The sequence below is a fragment of the Vibrio sp. STUT-A11 genome (genome assembly GCF_026000435.1).
GTDB lineage: Bacteria > Pseudomonadota > Gammaproteobacteria > Enterobacterales > Vibrionaceae > Vibrio.
In genome coordinates this window covers 1,915,968-1,940,901 of sequence record NZ_AP026763.1, presented here as the reverse complement: position 1 = coordinate 1,940,901, position 24,934 = coordinate 1,915,968, and the positions used below count along the sequence as shown (strand labels likewise).

Annotated in this window: 23 protein-coding genes and 1 pseudogene; 15 read left to right on the top strand and 9 right to left on the bottom strand. The window is 45.0% G+C overall.

Annotated elements, in window-relative coordinates:
* Positions 1-140 precede the first annotated feature (140 nt).
* The 8 genes and pseudogenes from OO774_RS09145 to gabT all read left to right on the top strand — a co-directional run bounded on the left by OO774_RS09145 (position 141) and on the right by gabT (position 9,071).
* Positions 141-927, top strand: a pseudogene (locus OO774_RS09145) (gamma-glutamyl-gamma-aminobutyrate hydrolase family protein).
* Entirely contained in the window at positions 905-1,462 is a 558-nt protein-coding gene (puuR, locus tag OO774_RS09140) for an HTH-type transcriptional regulator PuuR (protein ID WP_176293115.1), read from the top strand. The pseudogene OO774_RS09145 and the gene puuR overlap by 23 nt, the downstream one beginning before the upstream one ends.
* A 35-nt stretch (positions 1,463-1,497) precedes the next feature.
* A complete protein-coding gene (locus tag OO774_RS09135; RefSeq protein WP_264901748.1) occupies positions 1,498-2,982 on the top strand; it encodes an aldehyde dehydrogenase in 1,485 nt (494 codons plus the stop codon).
* A 48-nt stretch (positions 2,983-3,030) separates the two neighbouring features.
* Positions 3,031-4,308 carry an FAD-binding oxidoreductase gene (locus OO774_RS09130; RefSeq protein ID WP_264901746.1) on the top strand — a complete coding sequence of 426 codons (1,278 nt, stop codon included), beginning with the start codon at positions 3,031-3,033 and terminating at the stop codon, positions 4,306-4,308.
* Positions 4,309-4,325: 17 nt separating this feature from the next.
* Positions 4,326-5,192, top strand: coding sequence for an N-carbamoylputrescine amidase (aguB, locus tag OO774_RS09125; protein ID WP_014232021.1), 867 nt, complete (start codon positions 4,326-4,328; stop codon positions 5,190-5,192).
* Positions 5,193-5,204: 12 nt separating this feature from the next.
* Complete coding sequence (gene aguA / locus OO774_RS09120) at positions 5,205-6,287, top strand: agmatine deiminase (RefSeq protein ID WP_264901742.1); 1,083 nt, start codon at positions 5,205-5,207, stop codon at positions 6,285-6,287.
* A 70-nt stretch (positions 6,288-6,357) separates the two neighbouring features.
* Entirely contained in the window at positions 6,358-7,785 is a 1,428-nt protein-coding gene (locus tag OO774_RS09115; RefSeq protein WP_264901740.1) for an NAD-dependent succinate-semialdehyde dehydrogenase, read from the top strand.
* Between the two features lie 14 nt (positions 7,786-7,799).
* Positions 7,800-9,071 carry a 4-aminobutyrate--2-oxoglutarate transaminase gene (gabT, locus tag OO774_RS09110; protein WP_264901738.1) on the top strand — a complete coding sequence of 424 codons (1,272 nt, stop codon included), beginning with the start codon at positions 7,800-7,802 and terminating at the stop codon, positions 9,069-9,071.
* 97 nt (positions 9,072-9,168) lie between these two features.
* Here the strand turns inward: gabT and OO774_RS09105 are convergent, their stop codons facing one another.
* A complete protein-coding gene (locus OO774_RS09105) occupies positions 9,169-10,035 on the bottom strand; it encodes a DMT family transporter (RefSeq protein ID WP_264901736.1) in 867 nt (288 codons plus the stop codon).
* A gap of 119 nt (positions 10,036-10,154) precedes the next feature.
* Between OO774_RS09105 and OO774_RS09100 the strand changes: the two genes are divergently transcribed.
* The 3 genes from OO774_RS09100 to OO774_RS09090 all read left to right on the top strand — a co-directional run bounded on the left by OO774_RS09100 (position 10,155) and on the right by OO774_RS09090 (position 11,775).
* Positions 10,155-10,637: a MarR family transcriptional regulator gene (locus OO774_RS09100; RefSeq protein WP_264901734.1), complete on the top strand. Its 483-nt coding sequence runs from the start codon at positions 10,155-10,157 to the stop codon at positions 10,635-10,637.
* A gap of 155 nt (positions 10,638-10,792) precedes the next feature.
* Positions 10,793-11,227, top strand: a complete 435-nt coding sequence (locus tag OO774_RS09095; RefSeq protein WP_264901732.1) for an Mpo1-like protein — start codon at positions 10,793-10,795, stop codon at positions 11,225-11,227.
* A gap of 224 nt (positions 11,228-11,451) precedes the next feature.
* The gene (locus tag OO774_RS09090) at positions 11,452-11,775 is read left to right on the top strand and encodes a hypothetical protein (protein ID WP_264901730.1); all 324 of its coding nucleotides are present in this window, start codon (positions 11,452-11,454) and stop codon (positions 11,773-11,775) included.
* Positions 11,776-11,857: 82 nt separating this feature from the next.
* Here OO774_RS09090 and pilW read toward each other — a convergent pair whose 3' ends face one another.
* Positions 11,858-12,580, bottom strand: coding sequence for a type IV pilus biogenesis/stability protein PilW (gene pilW, locus OO774_RS09085; protein WP_264901728.1), 723 nt, complete (start codon positions 12,578-12,580; stop codon positions 11,858-11,860).
* 149 nt (positions 12,581-12,729) lie between these two features.
* Positions 12,730-13,671 (bottom strand): homoserine O-succinyltransferase, encoded by a 942-nt coding sequence (gene metA, locus OO774_RS09080; protein ID WP_264901726.1) that lies wholly within the window; start codon positions 13,669-13,671, stop codon positions 12,730-12,732.
* A 361-nt stretch (positions 13,672-14,032) separates the two neighbouring features.
* On the opposite strand from metA, the gene OO774_RS09075 reads away from it, so the two are divergent.
* The 3 genes from OO774_RS09075 to OO774_RS09065 all read left to right on the top strand — a co-directional run bounded on the left by OO774_RS09075 (position 14,033) and on the right by OO774_RS09065 (position 16,753).
* Positions 14,033-14,389: a hypothetical protein gene (locus OO774_RS09075; protein ID WP_264901724.1), complete on the top strand. Its 357-nt coding sequence runs from the start codon at positions 14,033-14,035 to the stop codon at positions 14,387-14,389.
* Positions 14,390-14,920: 531 nt separating this feature from the next.
* The gene (locus OO774_RS09070) at positions 14,921-15,868 is read left to right on the top strand and encodes an LpxL/LpxP family Kdo(2)-lipid IV(A) lauroyl/palmitoleoyl acyltransferase (protein WP_264901722.1); all 948 of its coding nucleotides are present in this window, start codon (positions 14,921-14,923) and stop codon (positions 15,866-15,868) included.
* Positions 15,869-16,177: 309 nt separating this feature from the next.
* Positions 16,178-16,753, top strand: a complete 576-nt coding sequence (locus OO774_RS09065) for an FUSC family protein (RefSeq protein WP_264901720.1) — start codon at positions 16,178-16,180, stop codon at positions 16,751-16,753.
* Positions 16,754-16,908: 155 nt separating this feature from the next.
* Here OO774_RS09065 and OO774_RS09060 read toward each other — a convergent pair whose 3' ends face one another.
* Positions 16,909-17,871, bottom strand: coding sequence for a 2-dehydropantoate 2-reductase (locus OO774_RS09060; protein ID WP_264901718.1), 963 nt, complete (start codon positions 17,869-17,871; stop codon positions 16,909-16,911).
* Between the two features lie 190 nt (positions 17,872-18,061).
* Positions 18,062-19,543 (bottom strand): carboxypeptidase M32, encoded by a 1,482-nt coding sequence (locus OO774_RS09055; protein ID WP_264901716.1) that lies wholly within the window; start codon positions 19,541-19,543, stop codon positions 18,062-18,064.
* Between the two features lie 209 nt (positions 19,544-19,752).
* On the opposite strand from OO774_RS09055, the gene OO774_RS09050 reads away from it, so the two are divergent.
* A complete protein-coding gene (locus OO774_RS09050) occupies positions 19,753-20,388 on the top strand; it encodes a LysE family translocator (protein WP_264901715.1) in 636 nt (211 codons plus the stop codon).
* A gap of 54 nt (positions 20,389-20,442) precedes the next feature.
* Here the strand turns inward: OO774_RS09050 and OO774_RS09045 are convergent, their stop codons facing one another.
* The 4 genes from OO774_RS09045 to OO774_RS09030 all read right to left on the bottom strand — a co-directional run bounded on the left by OO774_RS09045 (position 20,443) and on the right by OO774_RS09030 (position 24,921).
* A complete protein-coding gene (locus OO774_RS09045; RefSeq protein WP_264901713.1) occupies positions 20,443-21,444 on the bottom strand; it encodes an LLM class flavin-dependent oxidoreductase in 1,002 nt (333 codons plus the stop codon).
* A 145-nt stretch (positions 21,445-21,589) separates the two neighbouring features.
* Positions 21,590-22,351, bottom strand: coding sequence for an alpha/beta hydrolase (locus tag OO774_RS09040; RefSeq protein WP_264901711.1), 762 nt, complete (start codon positions 22,349-22,351; stop codon positions 21,590-21,592).
* Positions 22,339-23,352, bottom strand: coding sequence for a DUF2817 domain-containing protein (locus OO774_RS09035; RefSeq protein WP_264901710.1), 1,014 nt, complete (start codon positions 23,350-23,352; stop codon positions 22,339-22,341). The genes OO774_RS09040 and OO774_RS09035 overlap by 13 nt, the downstream gene beginning before the upstream one ends.
* A 195-nt stretch (positions 23,353-23,547) precedes the next feature.
* A complete protein-coding gene (locus tag OO774_RS09030; protein WP_264901708.1) occupies positions 23,548-24,921 on the bottom strand; it encodes a sodium:alanine symporter family protein in 1,374 nt (457 codons plus the stop codon).
* Positions 24,922-24,934: the final 13 nt, after the last annotated feature.

The window sequence follows — 24,934 nt, the reverse complement described above, 5'->3', positions numbered from 1 at the left end:
TATAATGAGCATAAATATTCAATTTAATGGGCTAAAAAGTGCTCTGTGTCACATTATGGCGATAATATCGAACGTCGATGTTGATAATTTTGTACACGGTTTGTAGTGTTGATGTTAAATAAATTGAACACGGATATGTTATGACAACGACACGCAAACCTATCATTGGCGTTGTTAGCTGCACCAAGGAGTTAGGTGGCTACCAAATTCAGGCTGTTAATGACTTTTACCTACGCGCAGTTAAAGGTTTCGGTGGTCTACCTGTTATGTTAGCGCCGGATATGTCGAGTGATGAAATCACCACAATCTTGGATCTATGTGACGGTTTCTTGTTCCCGGGTAGCCACTCAAATGTTGCACCGCATCGCTACAACGCTAGCCATATAGAGAATAAGAAAGATGAAGCGCGTGATGAATTGGCATTGAACCTGATTCGCCACGCGGTAGATAAAGACATTCCTTGTCTTGGTATCTGTCGCGGCTTCCAGGAAATGAACGTTGCATTGGGTGGCACCCTTAACCCTGCGGTTCACGATTCTGGTTTTAATGATCACCGCGAAGCACCTGTTGATGATTTCGAACAGAAATATGCGCCAGCACATGCAGTTTTAGTTCAAAAAGAGAGCTTATTTGAACAATGGTTAGTTGAAAATCATTGGGAAAATACGACCTTCTTCGAAGTCAATACGCTGCACAATCAAGGGGTTGATCAGCTAGCACCACAACTTAAAGTCGAAGCAAAAGCACCCGATGGTTTGATAGAAGCTTTTAGTCTGGCTGGGCAAAAATATTTCGTTGGCGTGCAGTGGCACCCAGAATGGAAAGCAAAAACCAATCATTTCTCACAAATTTTATTTAAAGAATTTATTATGGCGGCTTCTCTTTAATTTTTGGAGCCACATGAATGGACAATCAAGAGATTGGTAAAAATATTGTTCAGTTAAGAAAAAAACATGGATTGTCACAACGAGAGCTAGCCGAGCGAGCGGGCATTACTCACAGTGCTATTTCATCGATTGAAAATGGTAAAGTGAGCCCTTCGGTTAGCTCGTTGCAAAAAATAGTGAACGTATTTTCTTTATCTCTGTCAGAGTTTTTCATTTTTGAACAAACTCAGAATGATGAAGTGAAAGTTGTCGTTACACCAGAAGAGCTGGTTGAAATGGGCAGTGAAACCGTTTCGATGAAACTGGTGACCAACGGCACGAAAGAGCAGGTGATTGGATTCCTGATCGAAGAATATGCACCGCACGGAACAACAGGTTCTGCTGAAATAAAACACGAAGGCGAAGAAATTGGCACGGTACTAGAGGGTGAAATCACTCTGGAATACAAAGGTCGATCATTTGTCATCAAAGAAGGCGAGTCGTACGTTATTGATACGACGCAGCCACACAGATTTACGAATCACACAGACAAGGCTTGTCGAATGATAAGCGCGCATACGCCAACCACATTCTAAGTGGTGCTTGCCTTGTGTGATAACAAGGAGAGCGTATGAAAACTCAAGAACAATGGATTGAACTTAAAAACAATCTAAACATCGAAAACAGGGCGTACATCAACGGTGAATACAGCGCAGCATTAAGTGGAAGAACGATCCCTGTCGTTAATCCGGCAACAGACGAAATATTTACCGAAATTGCTCGTTGTGAAAGTGAAGATGTCGATCTTGCGGTGTCATACGCTCGTAAAGCATTTCAATCAGGTCAGTGGAGTGAAAGCAGCCCTGCACATCGTAAAGCGATTCTAAAACAGTTCGCTGATCTGATAGACCAAAACCGTGAAGAGCTGGCTCTGCTTGAAACTCTTGATACCGGTAAACCTATTTCTCACAGCTTCTCTACAGATATCCCTGGCGCAGCCTCATCTTTACGCTGGTACGCTGAAGCGATCGATAAAGTCTACGGCGAAGTCGCACCAACAGAAAAAGACGTGCACGCTTTTATTTCCCATCAAGCAATTGGTGTTGTAGCTGCAGTCGTTCCTTGGAATTTCCCACTTTGGCTGGCTTGCTGGAAGCTTGGTCCTGCTCTTGCTGCGGGTAATAGCGTGATCCTTAAGCCGTCAGAAAAGTCATCTCTTACTGCTATCTTCTTAGGTCAACTTGCTAAGCAAGCAGGCTTGCCTGAGGGTGTGTTCCAGGTCATCACAGGTTTTGGTCATGAAGCGGGTGACGCGTTGGCAACGCACCAAGACGTGGACTGTATCGCTTTCACTGGTTCCACACGCATTGCGGGCCAGCTGATGGTTCGTTCTGGCGAAAGTAACCTAAAACGTGTTTATGCAGAAGCGGGTGGTAAGAACGCCAACATCGTATTCGAAGACTGTGACGATTTAGAGCACGCGGCGGCTGAAACGGCAGCGGGTTGCTTCTATAACCAGGGTGAAGTGTGTGTAGCAGCTACACGTCTTTTGGTGCATGAAAGCATCAAAGATCAGTTCATTGAAAAAGTTATCGAAGCTGCCAAAGCTTTTGCACCAAAAGATCCAATGGATCCTAGTTCTTCTATGGGTGCACTTATCGACCAAGACCACAAATCAAAAGTGTTGGAATACATTACATTAGGCCAGTCTGAAGGCGCTGTTTTACGCTGCGGTGGCAATGTTGAAGGTCAGGGGGCGTTCGTCGAGCCAACTATTTTGGATAACGTGGATAACCAATATCGCGTTGCTCAAGAGGAGATCTTCGGACCAGTACTGTGTGTCATTCCATTTAAGGATGAAGCGCAGGCTATCGAAATTGCCAACGACTCTAAGTACGGCCTGGGCGCGGCACTTTGGAGCAGCAACATCAACCGTGTTCACCGAGTCGCTAAACGACTACAAGCTGGCTCGGTATGGGTGAACAACTACAACGAAGGCGACATGACGGTTCCATTTGGTGGATTCAAAATGAGCGGAAATGGGCGAGATAAATCGCTGCACGCCATTGAGAAATTCACAGAGACCAAAACTACATGGATTCGCCTTCACGCCTAAAAAGGCACACGTTCTAACCCAGCTGACGATTAATAAAGGAATATCAATATGAACAAGCATACGGATTCGTTCTACGCGCACTCTGTGCCAAACATGCCGGACTACCAACAACTTCAAGACAACATCGAGTGTGATGTGTGTGTGGTTGGCGCAGGTTTCTCAGGTCTCTCTTCTGCACTGCATCTTGCAGAAAAAGGTTTCAAAGTCGTTGTGCTAGAAAGTGCAAAAGTAGGTTTTGGAGCAACTGGTCGTAACGGTGGCCAGATCGTCAACAGTTACAGCCGAGATGTTGATGTTATTGAAAGCCGTTACGACCAACGCCAGGCAAAAGCGCTGTGCGACATGATCTTTGAAGGCGGCGACATCATCCGTGGTCTGGTTGATAAATACGACATTGAATGTGATTTGAAACAAGGTGGCTTGTTCACAGCGCTGAATAAGAAACAGCTTAAAGGTCTTGAAGAGCATAAGAAAAACTGGGAACGCTACGGCAACGATCAGCTCACTATGTTAGACGCAGGTGAAGTGGAAAAAGCGGTCGGCACTAAAGCTTATACCGGTGGTTTACTGGACATGCGTGGTGGTCATATTCATCCGCTTAAATTGGCGTTAGGTGAAGCGGCGGCGTTTATCTCACTTGGCGGTCAACTGTTTGAACAGTCTGCGGTGGTGTCGATTGAAAAAGGCATAAACCCTGTAGTGAAAACAGCGCAAGGCAGTGTTAAGAGTAAGTACGTTGTACTAGCGGGTAACGCTTATCTTGGCGGTCTGGCACCAAATATCAGTAACAAAGCGATCCCTTGTGGTACGCAAGTAGTCGCAACTCAGCCTCTAAGCGAAGATCAACTTAAGCAAGTACTGACCAGCGACTACTGTGTTGAAGACTGTAACTACCTATTAGACTACTTCCGCCTAACAGCCGACAAACGTCTGTTGTTTGGAGGTGGCGTTGTTTACGGTGCTCGTGACCCAGAAAACGTCGAGGCGCTTATTCGTCCGAACATGGAAAAAGTATTCCCGCAATTAAAAGGCATTAAGATCGATTATGCATGGACAGGTAACTTCCTGCTGACTTATTCACGTATGCCTCAGTTTGGTTCTTTTGCGGACAACATTTACTACTTACAAGGTTACAGTGGCCACGGTGTTACTTGTACGCACCTTGCCGGTAAACTTTTAGCGGAAGCGTTAACCGGACATGCAGAACGCTTTGATGCGTTTGCAGCACTAAAACACTACTCGTTCCCGGGTGGCCGTCATTTCCAAATTCCATTTACAGCAATGGGTGCGGCTTACTACAACCTACGTGACAAACTAGCGATTTAAGAGATAAGGAATATCCAATGAGCAAAGTAGTTAAATTTGCAGCTCTTCAACTGACTAAGAGCTGGGATCTGGAAGATAACCTAGAAAAAGCCAAAAAGGCGATTCGTGAAGCGGCACAAAATGGTGCGAATGTGATTCTTCCTCAGGAACTCTTCGCAGCGCCTTACTTCTGCAAAAAACAAGAAGCAAAATATTTTGAATTAGCGGAAGAAACAGAGAATTGCCGCCTTATCAAAGAGATGAGTGCTTTGGCTAAAGAGCTGGGTGTGGTTATTCCTGTTAGCTATTTTGAAAAAGCGGGTAACACCTTTTTTAACTCGCTAGTGATGATTGATGCAGACGGCACGGTTCTGGAAAACTACCGTAAATCTCATATCCCTGATGGTCCGGGCTACAGTGAAAAGTACTACTTTAGCCCTGGTGATACTGGCTTCAAAGTATGGCAAACCAAGTTTGGTAAGTTTGGAGCAGGCATTTGCTGGGATCAATGGTTCCCAGAGTTGGCACGCAGTCTGGCTCTGCATGGCGCAGAAGCGATTTTCTACCCAACGGCAATTGGCTCAGAGCCACAAGATCCAACATTGGACTCTCGTGACCACTGGCAGCGTACGATGCAAGGTCACTCTGCGGCAAACTTAGTGCCGGTGATCGCATCAAACCGAGTTGGTACAGAAGTGGATGACGGCATTGAAACGACGTTCTACGGATCTTCTTTCATTACTGACCACACGGGTGCAAAAATTGCGGAAGCACCACGTGAAGGCGAGACAATCATTTACGCAGAGATCGACCTAGAAGCAACAGCAAAAGCTCGTCACGCTTGGGGTCTGTTCCGCGACCGTCGTCCTGAGCTATACACAAGCGTTGGAAAGTTAGCTGTTTAAAGAGGCATTACTATGAAGTTATCTACAACTCCAGCACAAGATGGCTTCTATTTTCCGGCTGAATTTCAGCCGGTAAGTGAAGTCTGGCTAGCTTGGCCCGAAAGACGTGATAACTGGCGTGACGGTGCGGTTCCTGCTCAGGAGACGTTTGCCAGAATCGCCAACGCAATTGTCGACGTGACCAAAGTGAGTGTTGCAGTGTGCTCTCACAACTTTGACCGCGCGCGAAAGTTGCTTCATCCCGACGTTCGTTTGGTAGAAATCCCATTTAACGATGCGTGGATGCGAGATATTGGCCCAACGGTTGTTGTGAATCAAATGGGCGATCGCCGAGGTATTAGCTGGAAGTTCAATGCTTGGGGCGGGGAATACAATGGCCTGTATGAAAACTGGCAGCAAGATGATTTAGTTGCAGGTTCCGTGTGCGACATCATCGGTATTGATTACTACCGCGCCCCGTTTGTACTTGAAGGCGGCGCGATTCATACCGATGGAGAAGGGACGCTTTATACGACTGAAGAGTGTCTGCTTAGCCCGGGTCGCAACCCACACTTGAGCAAAACGGAAATCGAACAGCAGTTAAAAGCATATCTAGGCATCGAAAAAGTCATTTGGGTTCCAAATGGTTTATTCAATGACGAAACTGATGGCCACGTGGATAACCTGCTGCATGTGATTGCACCGGGTAAAGTCGTGTTGAGTTGGACTGACGATCCTAGTGATCCGCAGTACGAGCTTTCCAGACAAGCTGAAAAAGCGCTGAAATCACAGCAAGATGCAAAGGGACGCGATATCGAGATTGTTCGTTTACCTTTACCAGGTCCGCTACATTACAGCGAAACAGAGGCCAGTGGCATTGATGTGAGTGCAGGAATGAGCCGACAAGCAGGTGAGCGCCTCAGTGCGTCATACGCGAATTTCCTCATTGTTAACGACCATGTATTTTTGCCGATGCTCGATGAAGAAACGGATGCGATCGCAATCGAAATTTTGCAAAACGCGATGCCAGAGCATCAAATCATTGCTATACCGTCAAGAGAAGTGCTGCTTGGCGGTGGAAATATTCACTGCATTACACAGCAGATCCCAGCTTAAAAAGCGAAATACATCGCCACGACTTCCTTCGTTAGCGTGGCGCTGTTGAAAGCGGTTAAAAGGAATAACCATGGAACAGATTAAAAACAAAAGCCTTCTTTCGTTCATGGTGGCGAGTGAAGTGCAAGGCACAGCGGTAACCAACCCAGCCACGGGCGAAGTGCTTGGCTACGCGCCAGTGACGACTGAAACCGACATTCTAGACGGTATTGAACGCGCTAGCGTTGCACAAAAAGAATGGGCGGCGCTGCCAGCGAAAACTCGCTCTGGCTTACTTAATCGTTGGTACCAACTTCTGTTAGAAAATAAAGAAGATCTTGGACGTCTGATGACGCTAGAGCAAGGCAAGCCGTTGGCTGAAGCTCAAGGCGAAGTTCTTTACGGTGCAAGCTTTATCGAATGGTTTGCAGAAGAAGCGAAACGTACTTATGGTGAAACCATTCCATCGCCAAGTGCAGACAAGCGATTGGTGACCATCAAGCAGCCAATTGGTGTTGCGTGTGCCATCACGCCTTGGAACTTCCCGATTGCAATGATCACGCGTAAAGCGGGTCCGGCATTAGCGGCAGGTTGTACTTTTATCGTGAAACCGTCAGAAGCCACGCCATTTTCTGCATTTGCAGTGGCCGAACTCGCTTACCAAGCGGGTATTCCAAGAGACGTACTTCAAGTTGTTCTTGGGGAAAGCTCTCGTCAGATTGGTGCGATTTTTACGTCACACCCACTAATTCGTAAGCTTTCGTTTACTGGTTCAACTCAGGTTGGCAGTGTGCTAATGCAGCAAAGTGCGGGTGATATTAAACGTACATCAATGGAGCTGGGTGGCAATGCACCATTCATCGTATTTGATGATGCAGATATCGATGCCGCAGTAACTGGTGCAATGGCGTCGAAATTCCGTAATGCGGGTCAAACTTGTGTTTGTGCTAACCGTTTCTACGTACACAGCAAAGTGTATGACGAGTTTGTCACTAAGTTTGATGCAGCGGTACAGCAGCTTAAAGTTGGCAATGGCCTGGAAGAGGGCGTGAATATCGGCCCAGTGATCAGCGAGTCAGCGAAGCAAGGTATTCAAGCGTTAATTGATGGTGCAATCGAGCAAGGTGCGAACCCCGTTACTGAGCTGAAAGAACTTGATGGCTTGTTCATGCAGCCAGTGGTGCTAAAAGACGTGACTCATGACATGAAGATTGTGTCTGAAGAAATCTTCGGCCCTGTTGCTCCCGTGATTCGCTTTGAAACTGATGAACAACTGATCGAAATGGCAAATGACACGATCTACGGCTTAGCATCGTACTTCTACAGCCAAAACATTCACCGTGTTTGGAAAATCGCAGAAGCGCTTGAATACGGCATGGTGGGTATTAACGAAGGCATGATCTCTACTGAAGTGGCTCCTTTCGGTGGTGTTAAACAGTCCGGCATCGGACGTGAAGGAGCAAAACAAGGTATCGATGAATACATGGACGTGAAATATCTCTGCTTTGGCGGCAACTAATTAAGGACAAAACAATGACTAACCAACAACTACATGAAAGAAGAAGCCAGGTAATTGCTCAGGGCATGGGCGCCCTATATCCGCTTTACGTAGAGAAAGCAGAAAACGCGCATGTTTGGGATATTGAAGGTAACAAGTACATCGATTTCGCCGCGGGCATTGCGGTGACTAATACCGGTCATTCTCACAAGCGCATCAGCGAAGCGGTAAAAGCTCAGTTGGACAACTTCTCGCACACTTGTGCAATGGTGACGCCTTACGCATCATTCGTCGAGTTAGCTGAAAAGCTAACAGAACTCGCTCCGGGTGAGACCAAGAAGAAAGCCATCTTCCTGACAACAGGTGCAGAAGCGGTAGAAAACGCAGTGAAAGTAGCACGTGCTCACACTGGCCGTAGCGGCGTGATTGCGTTTAAAGGTGGCTTCCATGGTCGTACTAACATGACAATGGGTCTAACGGGTAAAGTCGCGCCATACAAAGCAGGCTTTGGTCCATTCCCGAATGAAATCTACCACGCACCATACCCAAATGCGTTCCACGGCATCAGCGTTGAGCAAAGCCTACAAGCGATCGATGATCTGTTTGCTTGTGATATCGAACCTTCACGCGTTGCAGCGATCATTTTTGAACCAGTACAAGGCGAGGGTGGTTTCTACAAAGCGCCTGAAGCGTTTGCACAAGGCTTGCGTGAGTTATGTGACAAGCACGGTATCATGCTGATTGCCGATGAAATCCAGACAGGTTTTGCCCGTACGGGTAAGATGCTTGCGACCGAATACCTGGGTATTGAACCTGACCTAATGACCATGGCGAAAGGCATTGCGGGTGGTTTCCCAATCTCAGCTGTGGTTGGTAAAGCCGATGTCATGGACTCTGCACTTCCAGGTGGCTTAGGTGGCACGTATGCTGGTTCTCCACTGGGTTGTGTTGCAGGTCTGGAAGTGCTGAAAATCATCGAAGAAGAAGACTTGTGTGCGAAAGCAATGGGCATTGGCGAAGTGGTTAATGCACGTATGACTGAGCTGCAAAAATCTGTACCTGCGATTGGTGAAATCCGTACCACTGGCGCGATGATGGCGATTGAATTTACTGATCCAGAAACTGGCAAGCCTCTGCAAGATATGACTAAAGCGGTCATTGCTAAAGCGCAAGAGAACGGTCTCATTCTGCTTTCTTGTGGGGTAAAAGCGAACGTTATTCGTCTACTTCCGCCACTAACTATCGAGTCAGAAGTACTGAACGAAGGTTTAGACAAACTGGAAAAAATCATTCTTGAGCTGGCGTAATACCCGGTAAACAAATCGAGCCTTAATTAAAAAGAGGAAGTCAGTGACTTCCTCTTTTTTGATCAATCTGTACTGTCCGAAATAAGGTTGGTCATGCCTACTTGAAAAACTTCATCACGAGCTGTGGCAGCAGCGACACAAGGATCATACCCAGCATTAAGCTATATTGTAGCGGTGTGAAACTTTCTCCAAGCAATAACAAGCCAGATAAAATACCGGCAATCGGATTAATGATGTTGCCAAAGGTAAAGTCAACGACCGACATTCTTTGTAGTAGCCAAACATACATGGTGTAGCTTAATGCGGTATTAAGAATGATCACCCAAAGCAGCCCCAGGATGTTAGTAAGCGACGTATTTCGTACCGCACTGAGATATGGCTCCGGATCGAGGCTCGCCATCACACCAGAAACAATGGTCAGAATCACGCCACCAATGATCAACTGCCAAGTCAGGACCGTCCACCAATGCATTCTTGTACCGAGTGCTTTAGTAACGCTGCTGCCGATCACAATACACATAATTGCAGAAAGCATGGCGATCAAACCAACCGGATTGAGTGTGATGGTTGCCGGGTTAAATAGCAGCCACGCGAGTACAACCAAAGCAAGGCCTCGGCATACCTGTAACGCGTTAGGTCGGCGTTTATAGACCACCCAACTGTACAGCATCGCAAATACGGGTAATGAAACCATACCCACGCCTGAAATCGCCGCAGGCAGTGTGAGTGCCATGACAAAGACAAGGCAGAAGAACAGCGCGATGTTGATCGTGCCTAATACAAGCAGGGCTTTCCATTCGTGCTTTTTCGGCAATGTCGGCTTTATCGCCAGCAGCAGTAAGCCCGCGGGCAGCGCGCGCAGGACACCCAGCAGAATAGGAGGCCAATCTGGCACCGTATACTGCGTAACCGCATAAGTCGTGCCCCAGAAAAACGCTGGGATCATGGCGAGTAAAATGTTCATGTCAAATATCTTTACGTTAAGATAATTAAGTGCAAAGATACGCCTTAGGTTACTTTTTGTAAAGTATCTTCATGTTAAAGTAATTAGACAAGCCGCGTTGCTTTGGAGAGAAGTGAGAAATGGACGCAATTGATAGACTGGTAGAGCAGTGGTTTAAAGAAAAGCCAGAGCTCGATACACAGCCGATGGCCATCATGGGGCGACTAATGAGAATTGCCAAACACATGGAGACTCGAGTCGCAGAGCTTCATAAACAGTATGACCTTAAAATGGGCGAATTTGATGTACTGGCTACGTTGCGCCGAGCAGGAGCGCCATACTGTTTGACGCCTTCAGCCTTGATCGAGTCAATGATGCTCACGTCCGGAGCGATGACCAACCGATTAGATAAGCTGGAAACGAAAGGTTTAATTGTCAGAGAACATAGTAAGGAAGATAGACGCAGTGTTACGGTTGAATTGACGGCTAAGGGTTTGATGCTTATTGATAAGTTGATTGTTGAACATGTTGAGGTTCAACGAAGCTTTATGCATGGCTTGTCTGATGAAGAAAAGTTAAAGCTTAATGAGGCATTAAAGAGCTTGTTGCCACAGTTTGAGTAATGGAGAGGGAACATAGACTATTCGGCAGGTAAAATAGTTTGTATAACCTCTTGCCACAAAGATTGAAACGAATTTAGAGCTCGTGTTGCTGAAAAACTCGCGCCTTTTTTAACTACGGACTATATAAAAAGTATTAGGGTAAAAAGGGGAACAATATGAGAGCACTATCTGACTGGCTCAAAGCCTATGGAGAAAGTCATCAAAACCCAATCAATCGAAAAATCCACGCTGTAGCGGTACCGGGTATTTATCTCTCTGTGGTTGGGTTGGTTTGGTCGATTCCTCAAATCCCAGTTTTCGGCTTTCAAATAAACTGGGTGTGGCTAGCTGTTATACCCGTTTGGGTGTTTTATTACCGGCTTTCTCTCAGTGTATTCATGATGATGTTGGGTTATACATTGGCGTGTATTGGCTTAATTTGGTCATTAGAAATCCTACAACTTCCTGTTCTGTATTTATCGCTTCTCATGTTTGGTGTTCTTTGGATGCTGCAATTCATCGGGCATAAAATAGAAGGGACCAAGCCTTCATTTTACGAAGACTTACAATTTCTCCTGATTGGTCCTATCTGGGTCTTTAGGAAGCAATAGCCCACTCACATCAGCGCTCCCCTCCAGTATGAGCCACGGCTTCGGTTGCACGTTTTTCAATAGCCAGCTCATCCTGATCATGTACCTCAAGTCAATTTTAAGTTTTAGGCTGTTCAGCGAGTTTGGACAGCAATGCGCTGTGATTCAAACTATGCTTAAAGTGCAACAGTGCACTGAAACCAAGTGGTTATGTACTGAGTGACAATGTCACGTTGGGAGGGGGAATGTATAACCGCGAGCATAAATACAGTTACTGGCGAGAGGAACGTAAAAAAGGCAAATGGCACTATATATTTAAGTCGTTTTTTATGATTTGTTGTGCGTTGCTGGTCGGTAAAGTGATTGGTTTATTCATTTTTGGCGACTTGCATTCCTTTAAGGATATTACAGAACAGTTACCAGCGGATCTGTTCATCATGATGCTGGTGGGATTCCCTGTCAGCGTATTAGGCTGGTACCACGAAGAGTCTAAATTTTTTAGAGCGTTACGGCGAAAAGATAAGCAACTCAAAATGAAGCAGAAAAATGCAGGTCGAAATAAAAGCTAGAAAACAAAGTTGGATACTACAATATATCGCCATACCTTGTTGGCATTAAAGGTAGAATTTAGGGGCGTATTCTACCGGTATGCTACATTTGATCGAGTTGTGTTTTATATCTCAGTTCTAGAGCTTCGTTTCCGGCTACACGTTCCAGCTCAACCATCAGTTTTAGTGACGTTTTTTTTACTCCATACATTTGATTAAAGCGCATTAACCGAATTCTTGCATCAGTAAATTCACCAGAATCGATTTCTAGTTTCGCTAGCTGTAGTATCGATTTGGGTCTGTGGGGATCGTGCTCGATAGCACGAGTAAAATAGTATCTTGCTTTGTCGTTTTCTTTTGATTTGAGAGCACAGAACGCTGCGTTTTCATAGCTCGCCGGAATCAAATAGTAGTAGGGTTGCTCAATGGCTTGTGTAAACATGCGATCTGCTTTCGTATATTCTCCGCGTTTGCACAAAAACGTGCCGTAGTTGTTGAGCACGTTACCATTTTTGTTATGTTGACGAAGTGCTCGTTTGTACATCTGTTCAGCTTTTGACTCTTCACCGACGGACTCGTAATAGTGCGCCATGGAAAGTTGTGCGCGGTAATAGTTAGGTGCATGGATAAGTGCTTGTTGTAAATTGTCATGAGCACGGATAGTGCTGCCACCTTCCAGATAACCCAAGCCTAGAGCGATACGAGACTCTGCCATAGCGATAGGGTCAGGCTTAACGATCGGAGACCCGTCTTCTTTTACGGTAACGCATCCCAGCAGTGAAAATTGAGTCATCAGCAAAAGTGTGCCCAGCTTAATCGTTTTCATTTCCCGCGCCTATAAGCCTATATCTCACAGCATGATAAGAATTGCGAAATAAAAACCTATTGACGAAAAATTACTATGCGAGCGGGTTTGCAAACTGATATGAAAAAGCCGCCGTATGGCGGCTAGGTTCACAAAGTTAAGTCTTTGAATTAGTCGTCTTTAGTGAAAGCAGACTCACTAAAATGATCAAGATCGTACGGTGTTTGTTGGTAAACACAGTAGTTAAGCCAGTTCGCGAACAGCAAATGTCCATGGCTTCGCCAGCTTGCTGTAGGTGGGTTGTCCGGATTATTGTTCGGGTAGTAATTCACAGGAATTGCCGGTTCCATTCCTTCACCCAAATCACGAATGTACTCATTGTGGAGAGTATGAGAGTCATACTCAGGGTGACCAGTAACAAATACGTTGCGCTTGTCTTTGGTTGTCGCTAGATAAACTCCGGCCACGTCGGACGTCGCCAAAATTTCTAGGTCGGTATGTTCCTCAAGGAAGTGAGGTGAAAAATCTGCATAGCGAGAGTGTGGCGCCAAAAATGTGTCATCGAAGCCGCGTAAAATTGGGTGAAATTGATGATGAATTTGGTGGTGGTAAACACCTGAAAGTTTCTCTTTACGCGTTTTTTTTGGCAGATCATAAAGCAATTTTAACCCGGCTTGTGCTGCCCAACACACGTAAAGGGTAGAGGTCACATGATCTTTAGCCCACTCCATGATGGTCTTTAAATGGTCCCAATAAAGCACATCTTCAAACTGTACTAACCCAAGTGGCGCACCAGTGATGATTAAACCATCAAAGTTTTTATTTTTGACCATCTCAAATTGACGATAAAAATTATCTAAGTGTTCGGTTGGCGTATTTTTACTTGGACGGTCATCAATTCGTAGCAACTCGACATTGACTTGAAGAGGGCTGTTCGAGAGCAAACGTAAAAACTGGGTTTCAGTTTCAATCTTTTTAGGCATCAAATTCAGAATCAGTACTCGCAACGGACGAATCTCCTGACTTGCCGCTCGAGTTTCGCTCATCACGAAGATGTTCTCTGTCCTTAGTATGTCAGTTGCAGGTAATTGATCTGGAATTCTAATTGGCACGACTTTCTCTCCCTAATTCTAGTCATCTAGACGTCTATACATCTAAAGCTAACTCAAATCGATTTAGATGTCGATACGAAATGTGACTTTAAACAAGTTTAATGTCTGCTCATTGATATGAACAATAAATACATCCTCGATTTTTTGTCTTTGGAATACGTTCGTGACTGGATAACTGTGACTAAATTAGGGTTTTTGATGAGACATTATTGAAACACATCTAACTTCATTTGAAGGTTATTATGTGATCACGCTAATATGGCCTGATGACTGTTTAGGAAAATTCGAGTCATGTAGAACTTATCCATCTCTAAACTGCATGGTGATTGCAGTTTGAGATGAGTCGTCATTGGAGGACATTATGTTCGGTATTTTTAAGCGAAAAACGAAAATCCAGAGCATCGCTCAAGAAGTTCCCAGTATATTGCTTAGCAAATTTGGCGATAAAAGCACGTATGCTCCCGATGAAATTGATTTTGCTTTACTACAACTTGGTTACGATAAACAAAAAGATATCCACGATCATCATTATGCTTACGGCATGTTTAGCAGTGAATCGAGCTATCTGCAATTAGGTTTAACTGACGAGCTTGGCGATTATAGACACTTTCAGCGTGAGGTTGGGAAAATGCTACTCAACACACCTGAACCTATTGATATGCATATCTATTTTGTTATTTCTGAAGAACATCATAAGGCGGCGAAAACGCTGCATTAAACGCTTCACTTTGACGTTGCCGTCTCACCTTCATGAGCACGGCATCGTTTCCTACTGGTGTTCCAATCATTCATGTTCAGCTCTTACTACTACTGGTCTTGCCCCAAAGAGAGAGTGACTACATTAGTCCTACATCGCAATTGAACTCAAAACGAGATTGCCGTGGGATATTGTAATAATCCGCCCAATGGAGACTCTAGAAAACTATCTTATCGGTTGAAACTAATAGCGATAATGTTTGTTGTTATTTTTCTGCTTACCGAATTTTGGGGTAGGAAAGTTCTGTTTATGCAAAAAGTTCATAAAAGTCAGTAGATTAATTACTCTATTCAATGTTAACGTGCCTTATCGTGGTTAGCGCGTTCACATACCCTTCCTAATTCTGTAATGGTTTTACTGTGTAGTGTGTCGGAGAAGCATAAAATACGCGTGCTAGAACTGTGACCGTACGCCTAATCAATGATAAATGTACATGCAATTATATTTTGAATTTTTAATCACTTATAGATGGACACATCTGATGATATTCTCATGAACCAACAAAAAAAGCCCAAATTTCAGGCTCAGTTCCTACTTCCACGTTACTGGGGAACGTTACTCACAATCGGGTTGATGTATTTACTAAGCCTGCTTCCATTTAAAGTTCAGTTGGCTTTGGGGCGCAATATAGGTCGCTTAGCGATGCGAATAATGAAAAAGCGTCAAGTCACGATAAAGCGAAATCTAGAGCTCTGTTTTCCATCTATGCAGGAGAATGAGCGCGAAGCCATTTTCAACGCAAATATCGATAATTCTGGTATTGCCCTGTTTGAGACAGCAATGGCTTGGTTTTGGTCAGATAAGAGAGTTAATAAGCATGTCACGATAAAAGGAATGGAGCACCTAGAAGCGTTAGAACAAGAGGGTAAAGGGGTATTAATGCTTGCTGTCCACTCTATGAATTTAGAGCTAGGAGCACGTGCGTTTGGCATTAAAAAATCAGGAACAGGTGTTTACCGGCCGAATAACAATCCATGTTTTGACTACTTTCAATACAAAGGACGTTCTCGCTCTAATCGTACTTTGATTGGTCGAAAAAATGTCAGAGGTATGCTTGAAGCTCTGAACTCAGGACACCGAGTTTGGTATGCTCCAGACCATGATTATGGAACCAGAAGATCGACCTTTGCACCGTTGTTTGCTGTTAAGAACGCCTGTACCACAACAGGAACCAGTTTACTTGTCGATGCAACAGATTGTGCCATTGTGCCGTTTACTATGGTAAGAGGGGATGATGGGCACTACACGCTAACAATCAGGAAGCCTGTGGACGGATTTCCCAAAGGTGACACCAGAAACGCGGCGATTTTTATCAATAAAATTGTTGAAGAGTCGATTATGGTGAGCCCTAGCCAATACATGTGGTTACACCGCCGATTTAAAACCAGGCCTCAAGGTGAAGCCTGCTTATATAATCCACGGTTAATTCCAGCAATTTAATTAGTGCGTTACTTTTAACGGTCATTTCTATTCTTTGCTTCTACTTCTAAGTAGTCGCTTCACATTTAGAAAGCCCCCAATAGTACACGGTTATTGGGGGCTTTTTATTTGGATAAGTGAAGCGATACGGGGATTGGGCCTCTTTTCACTCGGGAGGATAGCTCTCTAAAACTTGTCATTTCCAACCTGTTTAACCCGCTATTTTTTTTACGTTCATTGGGTTGTATAGTGAATGTACTAAACTGTCCTAACAAACTGTTTCAATTACGCCAACATCAAAAATCGAGATTCGTTATGCCAAGTACAGATATGACACGATCACTCAACATTAGTACAACGATGAGTAACGGGTTGGCCGTTTTTGTTGGTGTAACGGTGCTTTACTGGATTTTCAAACTAGTCACAGGCCCAAGCTTGCCACTCATGCAGTCTCGCCTGATGAAAGCGACTCTGCGTGACTTAATTGATATGGACAAACACTCCTCGCCAGAGCAATGGTTCAATGCACGTATGGGGGATCGGTTATTAAGGATTTCGACTTATGATAAAGCACTATATTCAGAACGAAATATTACCGATCTGGCATTAACGGGATTAAACCTTGGTCATGTCTCCATGCGTTTGCATCGCATTGTACGAAGAGTGGCTGACCGGGGATTGGATCCACAACTGACATACTGGCAAGAGGCACTGGCAAATGCGTACCTCAATGCTTTTCATGGTAAAGAAGACCCAGTGCTCCAGATTGCTAATGAGTCACTGTTATCGAGATTAGATGAGTTTGATTTTTTACCGGAACAGAAAGACATACTGGCTGGTATGTGTGAACGGATTCAACTGACTCTTGAACGTAGCGCACAAGCCATTGCGGCAGAAAAAGCCTAAATAGAGATGTGTAAGGAAAAGGACATTATTGGATGTCCTTTGTTACACAGGAGGAATTTACCCTCAAATTACTACCGGCCTGATTTTGTGAATGCGATATCGGCGCACATGATGTTGCGGGCTTTGTTGCCGTTAACTAGCGCAAAAGGTTTACGTCAGAATTGTACGGGCTTTATGCTTAATTCGTCGGCGTTGACCAGCAATCTGTAAATCAGTTCAGTCGTTTCTGCAGGCTGGCTGATTTTTCGACAATATTCAATCACAGGGCCACAGATTTCGTTGACTTCCAAACTACGGCCACGTTCCATATCGACTTGCATGGACGTTTTGATATCTCCAAAATTGCTTATCAAATCAAACATCTCTTCCACATCTTTAGCAGATATTTTTACGCCAGCCACATTTGCCGCTCTCGCTGTTTCCTCCATCATCTTACGAACTGTACGACTTAAAATGGGATCTGTGGTGATTAGGCCTGTTTTCTGCGCAGTCAATGCGGTCAGAGGATTGACACCATTATTCAAAACGAGTTTTCGCCATAGCGCATAACGGACATCATCATAGAGACGAGTCTTTATACCGGCATTAATAAAAACAGCCTCCAATGTATGACAAAACTCCGCCATTGTTGGATTGCTTTCCATGTTCGGCCAGGCACCAAACTCAATTTGTCCTGCTCCTTGCACTTTGATATGACCCGGACTTTCAATATGGCCGCTGATATAATTTCCCAGGCCACCAATTGTCCGCTCCTGACCAATCTGAAGCTTAATCAATTCTTCATTGGTTACTCCGTTTTGAATCGACAAAACGGGCGTATTTCCTTGTGCTAACCAAGATTTCATTTCATCGAGTATTGATGCTGTTGCGCCACTCTTTGCTGCAAGGATTAACAAATCAAAACGGTCACAATCATAGTTCTGGCATAAACCCGCAACGTCGGTGCTTTCAACTGAGCCATGATACTGAAAATCAGGGTGCTCCAGGTGCAGACCATTAGTCTGCAAAGCTTCTAAGTGCTCACCTCTTGCAACTAATACACATTCATGGCCAGCATCAATGAGTCGGGCTGCAAAATAACAACCGATGCCTCCTGCACCTAACATCGCAAATTTCATGGTATTTCCTTTTTACTAACGCTGTTGTATTTGTAATTTCAGTATTTTTCTGAATCGATTTTCATCCAGAGCATCGACCGAAAGAAAGCTCCGGCGTACGCCATTTTATTGGGGTGGAGAGTCAGTATTTGGTTCAAGCCTAATGTGATTTCTGAGTTAGGTGCCCATTCGGACACCTAACTACTGGCTCTTATAAATATCGATTGACCAAGTGATGTTTGAAGTGGGTTGGATTCAGAGTTTCACCTGTTGCTTGTTGCACTAATTCTTCAGTTGTGAAAAGACTGCCTTTGCTCCAGATATTATCTGAAAGCCATGTGAAGATAGGGCTTAAATCACCACTTTGGATAGCGCCGTCAACGTCTACCGTTTTCTTCATTGCCGCCATGAACTGAGCCGCATACATCGCACCTAATGTGTAACTCGGGAAGTAACCGAACGCGCCATCTGTCCAGTGGATATCTTGCATGCAACCGTTCTTAAAGTTGTCTTTGGTCGACAAGCCCAGGTAGGTTTGCATTTTCTGATCCCATAACTCCGGTACATCAGTATGTTTGATGTCACCATTCATTAAATCTCGCTCTATCTCGTAGCGCAAAATAACGTGAGCAGGGTAGGTCATCTCATCGGCATCGACACGGATGAAGTCTTTCTTCACACGCGTGTACAGCTTTTGGAAATTGTCTTGAGAGAATAACTTAGGATCGTGCTCGGTGAAGTGAGCGCCAGCAAGGCGTGCTAAATGCTCAATAAACGCATTACTACGACCAATCTGCATCTCAAAGAACAGAGATTGAGATTCGTGAATTCCCATAGAACGAGCCTGGCCAGACGGTAACCCAGCGAGAGATTTCGGCAAGCCTTGCTCATAGCGAGCATGACCTGTCTCGTGGACAATACCCATCAGAGATTGAACAAACTCACTTTCATCATAGCGTGTGGTGATACGAACGTCAGTGGGAACGCCACCACAAAATGGGTGGACACTTTCATCGAGTCGGCCATGTTCGAAATCGAATTGCAGAAGCTTCATCACATCCAAGCCCAGGACTTTTTGTGTATCGCTCGAGAAGGTGCCTTTAGGCTCAATGAAATTCTCTGCAGATTGCTTTTCGATCGCTTGGTCAATCATTTCTGGAAGCCAAGTTGTTACGTCGCTGAATAAAACGTCTAATGATGCAGTGGTTGTGCCCGGTTCATAAATATCAAGCATTGCATCATAAGCGGAAAGACCCGTTACTTCAGCGCGGATTTGGGCTTCTTCCTGAGACAGTTTTACGACTTCGGCCCAGTTCTTTTCAAAACCTTGCCAATCATTTTCACCACGTTGAGTACGCCAAGCATGTTCACACTTAGAACCTGCTAGGGATTTTGCTTGCACCAGGTCTTCTGGCAGAACATTCGCTTGCTGCCAGTTACGTTTTAGCTCGCGAAGTGTCGCGCTATCTTGAGCGTTTAGCGTCTCTTGCTCTGCCTGCGCAAACCAGTCTGAGAGTTGTGGCTGCGTTTGTAGGTTATGCATATGAACATACAACTCTGCCATAGCTTCCGAGCGAGCCTGACTGCCTCCGTTTGGCATTACAGCCGCTTGATCCCAGCCGCAGATTGCCGCGAGGTGTTGAAAGTTTGAGAGTTTTAATGAGTGTTTTTTGAGTTTTTCGAATGCGCTCATGTGCCGCCTTCCATGACTATAGAAAACAAAAGTTTACCAACCCTACAAAGGCTTACCAAGTGATTCACGCAGAAAGTTGGATTTATTCCAATTTGTTTTATCAACATCTGCGAAAGGATTTTACGGGTAAGCAGTCAAAATTCATTGAAATAACAGCGTAAATATGACAATAAAGGAGAAGTTTCTCTCTTTGCTTGGTGGATGTAAGCTTGATACAAAATTTTGAAGCGTTTTTAATCGCTATAACCATACTGACGCTCACTCCGGGATTGGATACCGCGTTAGTCATTCGTAATTCGTCACGGGGTGGGTTTACTGATGGAGCGGTCACTAGCCTTGGTATTTGCCTTGGATTATTTGTTCACGCGACATTTTCCGCGATCGGTATTTCTGCGATCCTTGCCCAGTCTGCAGAATTGTTCCATCTGGTTAAAATGGTCGGTGCGGCTTACCTTATCTACTTAGGCTTTACGACGCTGAAAGGGTTATGGAACAACACGGCAGCACCGCAAGATGCTTCTAGGGGAATTACCCGTCACGAATTCAGCTTCTCTCGTTCATTGAGAGAGGGTTTTTTGTCTAATGTTTTAAACCCAAAAACTGCGGTTTTCTATCTCGCATTTTTACCACAGTTCATTAACCCTGAAGGCTCGGCATTTTTACAGTCGACCTTTATGGCAGCAATCCACTTTGTTATCGCCATGGTTTGGCAATGTGGTTTGGCTGGAGCATTAACGTCGGCGAAAAACTTACTCAAGAGTGCACGCTTTATGAACTGGATGGAAGGCACGACTGGCGTAGTGCTGGTGGGGCTTGGCATTAAGTTGATGTTAGAAGACAAGTAGTCTTCATACAGATGAGTGAAAGAGCGACTGGTTAGTCGCTCTTTTTTATTCTGGTTACTGCATTTGTTCGCTTTTTAGCTCAGCGAGCAGTTCATAGGAACGCAGTTTTTTCTCGTGATCAAAGATAATCGAGTGGGCAATGATTTCGTCCGCTTGAGTACGTTCTAGCAGCGAGTTGAGTTTCTCCAATACAAGGGCTTTGTCACCGTGAATCGACTCTCTTAGCTGATGAGTGACCTGATTCTTTTCATGTGGTTGCCAGAGCTGATCCATGTCGGTAACAGGGGCAGGAATTTTACCTTGACCACCGCGAATCAACTGCAAGAATTTCTGATATTCCGTCGTCGCTAAATAATTTGCCTCGTCAGTGGTCTCGGCAACGACCATATTAACGCCAATCATCACGTAAGGTTTATCAAGTTGCTCTGATGGTTGGAAATTAGTTCGATAAATATCCAACGCGCGTAGCATTGCATCTGGTGCGAAGTGTGCAGCAAAGGCAAAGGGCAGTCCTTTAACGGCGGCAAGGTGCGCGCTATACGTACTTGAGCCCAGTAACCAAATTGGAACCGATGAATTTGCGCCAGGGCAGGCTTTTACAGGTTGGGCTTTGGAGACTGGGCCCATAAAGAACTGTAACTCTTCGAGCAATTCAGCGAACTCTGGGTCCATTCTTTCTGGGTCTCGGCGCAGGGCATGCATGGTCGGGTAGTCGGTTCCCGGCGCTCGTCCGAGTCCGAGATCAATGCGCCCTGGATACAGAGCTTCTAATGTGCCAAACTGCTCCGCAATGACTAGAGGTGCGTGGTTAGGAAGCATGACGCCGCCAGAACCAAGACGAATGCTTTGAGTTTGAGCGCCAATATGACTCATCAGCACAGAAGTCGCTGCGCTGGCAATATCCGGCATGTTGTGATGCTCTGCCAGCCAAAAACGGTGGTAGCCCAGTTTTTCTGCATGCTGGACTAGGGATACCGACTTTTTATAGGTTTCCGTATAGTTGGAGCCTTCTGCAACGGGCGCTAGATCTAAGATGGAGATTCGTGGGAATGGCATATGACCTCAGAGATTCTTTCTTTGTTCATATTAAGTGGAGCCTTTGTAATACGAAATAAACCCCTAATTCGTCAATGAAACGAAATCAGGTTATTACTAAGGCATATGTTTAGAAGAAAACCGCTGGGTAATCAATACAATCCAATTAGGAATCATTTTTCGCCAGTTCAACACTCTCTAGCCAATGGAGTAGGTAATCGGTAAGTGCTTGGGGCTTTGCTAATGGCAAGTCGTGCGCATCACAATCAAAATGTACTATTTCGATTTGCCAGGCTTTAGCGATTGCTTCCCCACATCGGCTATCAACCAGTTTATCTGCTGTGCTGACGATAACTTGACTCGGGCAAGCGGGTGGTAAACCTTGGCCTTTAAACTGAGCTGCCGCACAAAGCTGGCGAATAGTATTGCTGAAACTGACGGGGTGTTGTCGAGCGAGCTTGATATGGTGCGCGAGAACGTCAGGCTGGATGACACTGACTGGACTGGTCCATTTGAGAATCGATTGTTGGAAAGCATTGCTTCCTTTTAACCTAGAAGTTGCGATGCTGAACAGCGCCTTGATGTTGATTCTGCGCCAAAACGGACTGTAACGAGAAAAACTCGGATTGATCAGGGTTAAGCTGGCAACTTTATCGGGTAGGGTATGTGCCCAGTGGCTGGCAAGCATGGAGCCCATTGAAATGGCGACCAGGTGATACCGCTCACACTGGCTAGGGATTTGTTCGAGCATGGATGGAAGCATCTGTTCAATCTTCAGCGGACTGAGTTCACGATACTTTTCTCCATTACCAGGTACGTTAGGCGTAATGAGAATCAGCTCTGGCGAGACTTTTGTCAGTATATTGAGCATACTTTGCCAATGACCACTCTCTCTTAACAACCCTCTCACTAATACTATCGGTACCATAGTTTTTTTGCCTTTTCCGTATATTTCTTTTCTACATTCGCATCCATGTTGGCTATCAAATCATTATTAAGCACTTGAATTAAATAGCTTAAAAAAGTGCTATGACGGCGCTGAACCCGTTTGATACGGTGGGATTTAGTTGGATGAAAAAGCTGACTAAATCGCAGCATTTGAATTGGATTTTTCTTCACCCACAGCCATGATCCTAATTCCAAAGTAAGCGGCAAGAAGTGATGTTTTGATTGCGCTTGATGTTGGTGCAGCATCCAATCCCAGAAATCGCCGTGCGTCGTGTATTGATGCCACTGAGGCTCAAACTGATAGAGTTCATAATGCGGATAGCTTTTGCGAAATAGCCTGTACAGTAAATAATATTGAGCGAGATTACTTGGCGGGTTGATTTGATGAGCATAAGGAAACCACAGTCGATCGCGGGTACCAAATCCGCTATGCAGATCCAAAACAATGGTGGTACGAGATTGCTTAGCGTAATTGAGAACGTAGCGCGACAATACCTGGAGCTCTTGTTCCATTTCGTTTGGATTTCCTCGATACCAAGGCAAGCATGAGCTAAAACTTTGTCCGGCATAAAGGTGGTAAACAGGGTTATCACTATTGATCGGTGAATTACGCATTAAATCCACGCCATTGTGATTTGCACGCTTTTTAAGTGCCACACCCCAAGGGTTAACAACGGGAATCGCGATAATACGCAAGTTATTCAGAGATTGTTTAAGTTGTCGATCCCATTCCAGCCGTCTCAGCAAACTTTTTAGAAAGGCGAGAATTATCTGGCTACCAATTCGTTCTACACCGTGGATCGCGCCGGTAAAAAACAGACAAGGTGCATTGCTGTCAGTTGAACCTAATTCCAGTGCGTAAATAGGTTGCGAGTTCCCTTTATGGTAAATGTCATCGAGAAGGTGCAGGCGTAGTTGTTGAGGGTATTGCTCCGCGAGTTGCTCTATGTGCTGTATTTCACGAGGAATGTGTCCAGTCATCTTGATGCTTTTACCCTTATTGCTTGTTCCTGCATAACAACTAAACCATCTACTTATTCAGACAGACATAAGTTTAGAACGGTTTAATTGGCGGTGAGGTGAAGTATTTGTTTCAGCCTGAGTAATTTGGAACAAAAAAATGCGAAGCTGTTAGGCTTCGCATTGAGTTGTGAGTGTTTCTAGAATGGTAAAGAATTATGCAGTCACTTTATCACCTTGAGTCGATGTCACTGGCGTAAAGAATCTTTTAGTTTCTTCTACCACAACATGGCGTAGAGCAATCAAACCAATCAGGTTAGGAATTGCCATCAGTCCGTTTACGATGTCAGCCAGAATCCAAATCATATCCAGATGCAGGAATGCGCCTGAAGCGACTAAACCAACGAAAATCAGTTTGTATGGCAGTACCGCTTTAGTGCCGAACAAGAATACAACACAACGTTCGCCGTAGTAGTTCCAACCGAGAATGGTGGTAAAAGCGAAGAACATCAGGCCGATTGATACCAGCATTGGACCAAATGTCTCTGCGTTCAGACCAACGGCAAACGCGTGAGTCGTCATTGCTGCACCTGAGAAGTCACTTTGCCATGCGCCAGTCAGGATCAGAGCAAGGCCAGTCATGGTACAAATGATGATGGTATCGAAGAAGGTACCTGTCATGGAAATCAGTCCTTGTTTGACACAAGAATCAGTTTTCGCCGCAGCCGCTGCCATTGGTGCACTACCCAAACCAGATTCGTTTGAGAAAACGCCACGAGCGATACCCGATTGGATAGCCAGCATGATGCTTGCGCCCAGGAAACCACCAGTTGCTGCAGTAGAAGTGAAGGCTGATACCAACACCAATTCAATCGCATTCAGTAGTTGGTCTGCATTCATAATAATCACGCTAAGACACGCCAAGACATAGAATACAGCCATAGTTGGTACAACTTTACCCGCGACCTTAGCAATAGATTTGATACCACCTAAAGTAACAAAAGCGACTAACAGAGTCAGGATGAAGGCAGATAGCTCACGGTCAGCACCGAAAGAAATCTCTGTCGCATCCAAAATCGCATTCACTTGAGGGAAAGTACCGATACCGAAACAAGCCACACCTAATGCAAATACCGCGAACATGATCGCCAGTGCTTTAGATCCAACGCCATGTTGTAGGTAGTACATCGGGCCGCCAATCATTTGGCCTTTATCGTCAACTTGGCGGTATTTCACGGCAAGCAAGCACTCAGCGTATTTGGTTGCCATTCCGAATAGGGCTGCAAGCCACATCCAGAACAACGCACCCGGACCACCAAGTTTAATTGCAGTTGCAACACCAACGATATTACCAGTACCGATAGTTGCTGAAAGTGCAGTACACAACGCTGCAAAGCTAGAAACGTCACCCTGTTTATCAGATGACTTATCTTTACTAAATACCATCACTAATGCGGTCGGCAGATGTTTAAACTGGATCAAGCCTAGGCTAAAAGTGAAGTAAACACCGGTACCCACGAGCAAAAGTAATAGTGGTGGGCCCCAGACAAAGTTATCAATGGTTTGCAGTAAAGATTGTAGGTCGTTCATGATTTCCCCTTAA